We start from the raw sequence: 6,183 nt of genomic DNA, 5'->3' as shown, positions 1-6,183 counted from the left end.
CGTGGCGGGCGAGGCCAGGAACAGCGGCCCGCCCGCCAGGTCCTCCGTACGGCACCAGCGGCCGGCCGGCGTGCGCCGGCGGGCCCTGAATGACGTCGCGTCGTGCGGCTATATGACCAGTGACAGGAGCAGGACGAGGGCGCCCGCGACCACCGAGATGATCGTCTCCATGACGGACCAGGTCTTGATGGTCTGGCCGACGTTCAGGCCGAAGTACTCCTTCACCAGCCAGAAACCCGCGTCGTTGACGTGGCTGAAGAAGAGCGAACCGGCGCCGATGGCCAGGACCAGCAGGGCCGCGTGCGTCGTCGACATGTCGGCCGCCAGCGGCGCGACGAGACCGGCCGCCGAGACGGTCGCCACGGTCGCCGAACCCGTCGCCAGCCGGATCGCCACCGCGATCAGCCAGGCCAGCAGCAGGGCGGGTATCGACCAGTCCTCGGAGATCTGCAGGATCATCTGGCCCACGCCGGAGTCGATCAGCGTCTGCTTGAAGCCGCCGCCCGCGCCGACGATCAGCAAGATGCCCGCGATGGGCGCGAGCCCCTTCTCGACCAGGCCGGAGAGGCGCTCCTTGCCGAACCCGGCCGGACGCAGCAGCGTGAAGATGCCGACGATCACGGAGGCGAGCAGGGCGATCAGCGGGTTGCCGATCACGTCGAAGGTGCGCTGCACCAGGTTCTCCGGGTCGTCGACGATGATGTCGACGAGCGCCTTGGCCAGCATCAGCACGACCGGCAGCAGGATCGTGGCCAGGGTCGCGCCGAAGCCGGGGCGCTTCTCCAGCTCCTCCGAGGCGCGCTGCGGGATCATGCGGTCGGGGGCCGGGACGTCCACCCAGCGGGCCGCGTACTTCGAGAACAGGGGACCGGCGATGATCACCGTCGGGATGGCGATCAGGACACCCAGCGCGAGCGTCACACCGAGGTTGGCGCCGACCGCGTCGATCGCGACCAGCGGGCCGGGGTGCGGCGGGACCAGACCGTGCATCACGGACAGACCGGCCAGCGCCGGGATGCCGATGCGCATCAGGGAGTAGTTGCCGCGCTTGGCGACCATCAGGACGACCGGGATCAGCAGGACGATGCCGACCTCGAAGAACAGCGGCAGTCCGATGACGGAGGCGATGAGCACCATCGTCCACGGCATCGAACGCGGGCTGGCCTTGGCGAGGATGGTGTCCACGATCTGGTCGGCGCCGCCGGAGTCGGCGAGCATCTTGCCCAGGATCGCGCCGAGGGCGATCAGGACGCCGACACCCGCCACGGTGGAGCCGAGTCCGGCGGTGAAGCTGGTGATGACCTTGTCCAGCGGCGCCCCGGCGAACGCGCCGAGCGCCAGTGACCCGATGGTCAGCGACAGAAAGGCATGCAGCTTGAACTTGGTGATCAGCAGGACGATGACGGCGATGCCCAGGAGCACGGCGAGGCCCAGCTGGGCATGGCCGGCCGAGGTGATCGGCTCGACGGTGTCCGCTGCCAGCATCTCGACGCTGAGTCTGGTCACGGTGGTTCCCTTGCGGTGATGGGGGATTCGGGGGAGGCCGGAACCGTGTCCGCGCATCGCGGCACGACCCCGGGGGGAGGGTGTGGGGGGTTACTGGACCGGGTCGGGAAGGTCCGTCAGGGCGTTCATCGCCCGTTCGGCGATCTCCTCCGGCGCGCCGGCGACGTCCACCGCGACTCCCGCCTCGTCCGGCTCCAGGGGCTGGAGCGTGGCGAACTGGGAGTCGAGCAGGGCCGTCGGCATGAAGTGCCCCTGCCGTTGCGACATCCGCTCCTCGATCAGCTCGCGGCTGCCCGTGAGGTGCACGAAGACGACACCGGGAGCGCCGGCCCGCAGCCGGTCGCGGTACGACCGCTTCAGCGCCGAACTGCTCACCACCCCGCCGAGCCCCGCCCGCCCGTGCGCCCAGTCGCCGATGGCATCCAGCCAGGGCCAACGGTCCTCGTCGGTGAGCGGGGTGCCGGCCGTCATCTTGGCGATGTTGGCCGGCGGGTGGAAGTCGTCGCCCTCGGCGTAGGGAACGCCGAGCCGGGCCGCGAGCAGGGGGCCGATGGTGGTCTTACCGGTGCCCGCTACGCCCATGACCACGACGACATGGGGGGTGTGCAGTCGCTGCATCGCACTCTCGCTGTCTGCTGTCTTCGTCGACACGTGATGTCGACGTAACTGAAACTCATTAGGTCCGATGAATTCAAGAGTCTGTGACATATAAGTCTGACTTTTTGTTCCAGTGATCCGCCCCGTACGCTGAGTGCATGAGCACACCGGGTCGGGGGCTGCACGGCCGCGTACTGGACACCCTTGGCCCCGCGATCACGGCGGGCGACTACCCCGCGGGCAGCGTTCTGCGCACGGACGAGCTGGCACAGCGTTTCGAGGTGTCGCGCTCCGTGATGCGTGAGGCCGTGCGGGTGCTGGAGTCCATGCACCTGGTCGAGTCGCGCCGCCGCGTCGGCGTCACCGTCCTGCCCGAGTGCGAGTGGAACGTCTACGACCCGCAGGTCATCCGCTGGCGCCTGGCCGGCTCGGAACGCCCGCGGCAGCTGCGCTCCTTGACCGTGCTGCGCTCGGCCGTCGAACCGGTGGCCGCGGGCCTGGCGGCACGGCACGCCACGTCCGAGCAGTGCGCCGAGCTGACCGAGTGCGCGCTCGGCATGGTCGCCAACTCGCGCGGCCACCGGCTGGAGGAGTACCTCTTCCACGACGTGGCCTTCCACCGCGTCATCCTGACCGCCTCCGGCAACGAGATGTTCGCCCGTCTCGGCGGCGTCGTCGCCGAGGTCCTGGCCGGCCGTACCCACCACGACGTGATGTTCGAGGATCCCGACCCGGCGGCCGTCACCCTGCACGTCCAGGTCGCCGAGGCGGTGCGGGCACGGGACGCCGAGCGCGCCGAGCGGCTGACCCGGGAGATCACCGTCGGGGCGCTGCAGGAACTGGACATCCTGGCGCCCTGAAGCCCTGCCGGGCGGATCTACGCCAGGAACTCCCCGTCGACGTACACCCACGCCCCGTCGACGCGCTCGAACCGGCTCCGCTCGTGCAGCGAGCCACCGCGGTAGGACGCCCGGAAGGTCACGGTCCCGGTGGAGTGGAAGGCGGACCCGTCGCTCGTGCCCAGGATCTCCAGACCGGTCCACCGCGTCCCCGGGTCGAGGTCGAGGCGCTCGGGACGCGTCCTCGGGTGCCACGTACGCAGCAGGTAGCCGCCGTCCAGGCGTACGAAGGCGCTGTAGCGCGAACGCATCAGGGCCTCGGCGGTCGGCGCGGAGGCGGCTCCCGCGTGGAAGCGGCCGCAGCACTTCTCGTACGGCCCGGACAGCCCGCACGGGCAGGAAGGCGTGGTCATGGCGGCCATTGTGCCCGGTCCGGGACACGCCCCGGAAAGCAGAAGACCCCTGCCGCGGCAGGGGTCCCGACTGGTGTCCGAGGGGGGACTTGAACCCCCACGCCCGATAAAGGGCACTAGCACCTCAAGCTAGCGCGTCTGCCATTCCGCCACCCGGACAAGGTGTCTGTCGTGCGGGCTGTGGCCCGCGGCGACGACGTAAACATTACCAGGCTTTCCGGGGTGGCCGATCACCCCCTCCTTGGGCGCGGACGGTCCGGGGAGGAGGATGAGGGGGACCCACCAGCAGTGACAGCGGGAGGAACCACGTGAGCGACTCGGGCACGGCCAGGAGCGTCACCGGCGAGGACGAGGTCGTCGACCTCTGCCGCGAGCTGATCCGGATCGACACCAGCAACTACGGCGACCACTCGGGTCCGGGCGAGCGCAAGGCGGCCGAGTACGTCGCCGAGAAGCTCGCCGAGGTGGGACTCGAACCGCGGATCTTCGAGTCCCACCCCGGACGCGCCTCCACGGTGGCCCGGATCGAGGGCGAGGACCCGTCCCGGCCCGCGCTCCTCATCCACGGCCACACCGACGTCGTCCCGGCCAACGCGGACGACTGGACCCACCACCCCTTCTCCGGCGAGATCGCGGACGGATGCGTGTGGGGGCGCGGCGCGGTCGACATGAAGGACATGGACGCGATGACCCTCGCGGTCGTCCGCGACCGGCTGCGCAGCGGGCGCAAGCCTCCGCGCGACATCGTGCTGGCGTTCCTCGCGGACGAGGAGGCCGGCGGGACGTACGGCGCCAAGCACCTGGTGCGCAAGCACCCCGAGCTGTTCGAGGGTGTCAGCGAGGCGATCGGAGAGGTCGGCGGGTTCTCCTTCACGGTCAACGAGAAGCTGCGGCTCTACCTCGTCGAGACCGCCGAGAAGGGCATGCACTGGATGCGGCTCACCGTCGACGGCACGGCCGGGCACGGCTCGATGACCAACGACGACAACGCGATCACCGAGCTGTGCGAGGCCGTGGCCCGGCTCGGCCGGCACAAGTGGCCGGTCAGGGTCACCAAGACCGTACGGGCCTTCCTGGACGAGCTGTCCGACGCGCTCGGCACCGAACTCGACCCCGAGAACATGGAGGAGACCCTCGCCAAGCTCGGCGGCATCGCCCGGATGATCGGCACGACCCTGCGCAACTCGGCGGCGCCCACCCAGCTCGGCGCCGGCTACAAGGTCAACGTCATCCCCGGCCAGGCCACCGCGCACGTCGACGGACGCTTCCTGCCCGGCTACGAGGAGGAGTTCCTCGCCGACCTCGACCGCATCCTCGGCCCGCGCGTGCGGCGCGAGGACGTGCACGCCGACAAGGCACTGGAGACCGACTTCGACGGCCGGCTCGTCGACGCCATGCAGACCGCCCTGCGCGCCGAGGACCCGATCGCGCGGGCGGTGCCCTACATGCTCTCCGGCGGCACCGACGCCAAGTCCTTCGACGACCTCGGCATCCGCTGCTTCGGCTTCGCGCCGCTCAAGCTGCCGCCGGAGCTGGACTTCGCGGGCATGTTCCACGGGGTGGACGAGCGGGTGCCGGTGGAGGGGCTGCAGTTCGGCGTACGGGTGCTCGACCGCTTCATCGACGCGTCCTGACTCACCGACGGGCGCTGATTCGCCGACACGTCCGGATAGGGCCGATGAAACGTGACTTCCGCACGCGACGGTATTCGGCCGCGCGTGCGGGAGTCGACCGGTAAGAGTGAATGCGCTCATAAGCTCGTAGCCTCATTAGTTCCTCCTCGTTACAGGTGATGCGATCAGCAAGCTGGGATCGCTTTTGCCAACTAGGAGGAATAATGTTCAAGAAGGTCGTCGCCGCCGCGGCTGCCACCGGCGGTCTGGTTCTCGCGGGCGCGGGCATGGCCGTCGCCGACTCCGGTGCCCAGGGTGCCGCCGTGCACTCGCCCGGCGTCCTTTCCGGCAACGTCGTCCAGGTGCCCGTGCACGTCCCGGTGAACGTCTGCGGCAACACGGTCTCCGTGATCGGTCTGCTGAACCCCGCCTTCGGCAACGTCTGCATCAACAAGTGACGTTGTGCCTCGCCCCGTGAGGGTCTGAGTCCGCCGGCCCCGGAGCGCGCGCCACGCGCTCCGGGGCCGGCGGCCTTCGGAGCCCTTCGAGGGGTGGGGATCGACGGCGACGTCGGAATTCCCGGCGTCCTCGGCATTCTCGGTACTGGCGGGACTAGGGCAAGGCAGGGATTCAGGAAATGCGACAGGTCACCCGCAAGGGCCTGATGACGATGGCGGCCGCCACCGGCGTGATCGCCGCCGCGGGCGGCGCCGCCCACGCGGACTCGGGTGCGCACGGCTCGAGTTCGGGTTCGCCCGGCGTACTGTCCGGCAACACGGTGCAGGCACCGGTGCACGTGCCGGTGAACGTCTGCGGCAACACGGTCGACGTCATCGGTGTCCTCAACCCGGCGATGGGCAACTCGTGTGCCAACCAGGGCGGCGGCGCGTCCGGCGGTTACGGCGACTCCGAGGGGCAGGACGGCTCGCACGCCGGCGGGCACGCCACCGACTCGCCCGGCGTCGGCTCCGGCAACCACGTGGAGGCGCCGATCCATGTGCCGGTGAACGTCTGCGGCAACAGCGTCGACGCCGTCGGCGCCCTCAACCCGACCACCGGCAACGACTGCGGCAACGGCGGTGGCGGGGATCACTCGACGCCGCCCGGCGGTGGTCACGAGACGCCGCCCGGAGACCCGGGCGATCCCGGGGACCCGGGCGATCCCGGGGACCCGGGCGATCCCGGGGACCCGGGCGATCCCGGGGACCCGGGCGA

7 protein-coding genes, 1 tRNA gene and 1 pseudogene are annotated in these 6,183 nt (G+C 70.3%); 4 read left to right on the top strand and 5 right to left on the bottom strand.

Annotation, left to right across the window (positions count from 1 at the left end):
* The 3 genes and pseudogenes from EBH09_RS06975 to EBH09_RS06965 all read right to left on the bottom strand — a co-directional run.
* Positions 1–81: pseudogene (locus tag EBH09_RS06975) on the bottom strand (gluconate 5-dehydrogenase); the annotation flags it as partial.
* Between the two features lie 27 nt (positions 82–108).
* Positions 109–1,506 (bottom strand): gluconate:H+ symporter, encoded by a 1,398-nt coding sequence (locus EBH09_RS06970; RefSeq protein ID WP_121746056.1) that lies wholly within the window; start codon positions 1,504–1,506, stop codon positions 109–111.
* 90 nt (positions 1,507–1,596) lie between these two features.
* Positions 1,597–2,124 carry a gluconokinase gene (locus tag EBH09_RS06965; protein ID WP_121746055.1) on the bottom strand — a complete coding sequence of 176 codons (528 nt, stop codon included), beginning with the start codon at positions 2,122–2,124 and terminating at the stop codon, positions 1,597–1,599.
* A 137-nt stretch (positions 2,125–2,261) separates the two neighbouring features.
* On the opposite strand from EBH09_RS06965, the gene EBH09_RS06960 reads away from it, so the two are divergent.
* Positions 2,262–2,963: a FadR/GntR family transcriptional regulator gene (locus tag EBH09_RS06960; protein WP_121746054.1), complete on the top strand. Its 702-nt coding sequence runs from the start codon at positions 2,262–2,264 to the stop codon at positions 2,961–2,963.
* A 17-nt stretch (positions 2,964–2,980) separates the two neighbouring features.
* On the opposite strand, the gene EBH09_RS06955 is transcribed toward EBH09_RS06960, so the two are convergent.
* Positions 2,981–3,355, bottom strand: coding sequence for a YchJ family protein (locus EBH09_RS06955; RefSeq protein WP_121746273.1), 375 nt, complete (start codon positions 3,353–3,355; stop codon positions 2,981–2,983).
* Between the two features lie 71 nt (positions 3,356–3,426).
* Positions 3,427–3,514, bottom strand: a tRNA-Leu gene (locus EBH09_RS06950).
* A 149-nt stretch (positions 3,515–3,663) separates the two neighbouring features.
* Between EBH09_RS06950 and EBH09_RS06945 the strand changes: the two genes are divergently transcribed.
* The 3 genes from EBH09_RS06945 to EBH09_RS06935 all read left to right on the top strand — a co-directional run.
* Positions 3,664–4,989 carry a M20/M25/M40 family metallo-hydrolase gene (locus EBH09_RS06945; RefSeq protein WP_121746053.1) on the top strand — a complete coding sequence of 442 codons (1,326 nt, stop codon included), beginning with the start codon at positions 3,664–3,666 and terminating at the stop codon, positions 4,987–4,989.
* 203 nt (positions 4,990–5,192) lie between these two features.
* Complete coding sequence (chpH, locus tag EBH09_RS06940) at positions 5,193–5,426, top strand: chaplin ChpH (RefSeq protein ID WP_121746052.1); 234 nt, start codon at positions 5,193–5,195, stop codon at positions 5,424–5,426.
* Positions 5,427–5,605: 179 nt separating this feature from the next.
* On the top strand, positions 5,606–6,183 hold a 578-nt coding region (locus EBH09_RS06935; protein ID WP_153182617.1), incomplete at its 3' end, for a chaplin.

The organism is Streptomyces sp. E2N166, assembly GCF_003671715.1.
Lineage (GTDB): Bacteria > Actinomycetota > Actinomycetes > Streptomycetales > Streptomycetaceae > Streptomyces > Streptomyces thinghirensis.
Note: the sequence above shows the minus strand (reverse complement) of the source record. Positions and strands in the feature narration are given on the sequence as shown.

Excerpts from the sequence above, each read along its gene's own strand:
- EBH09_RS06965 (WP_121746055.1), bottom strand. The coding sequence starts at position 2,124 with ATGCAGCGACTGCACACCCCCCATGTCGTCGTGGTCATGGGCGTAGCG.
- EBH09_RS06960 (WP_121746054.1), top strand. The coding sequence starts at position 2,262 with ATGAGCACACCGGGTCGGGGGCTGCACGGCCGCGTACTGGACACCCTT.
- EBH09_RS06955 (WP_121746273.1), bottom strand. The coding sequence starts at position 3,355 with ATGACCACGCCTTCCTGCCCGTGCGGGCTGTCCGGGCCGTACGAGAAG.
- chpH (WP_121746052.1), top strand. The coding sequence starts at position 5,193 with ATGTTCAAGAAGGTCGTCGCCGCCGCGGCTGCCACCGGCGGTCTGGTT.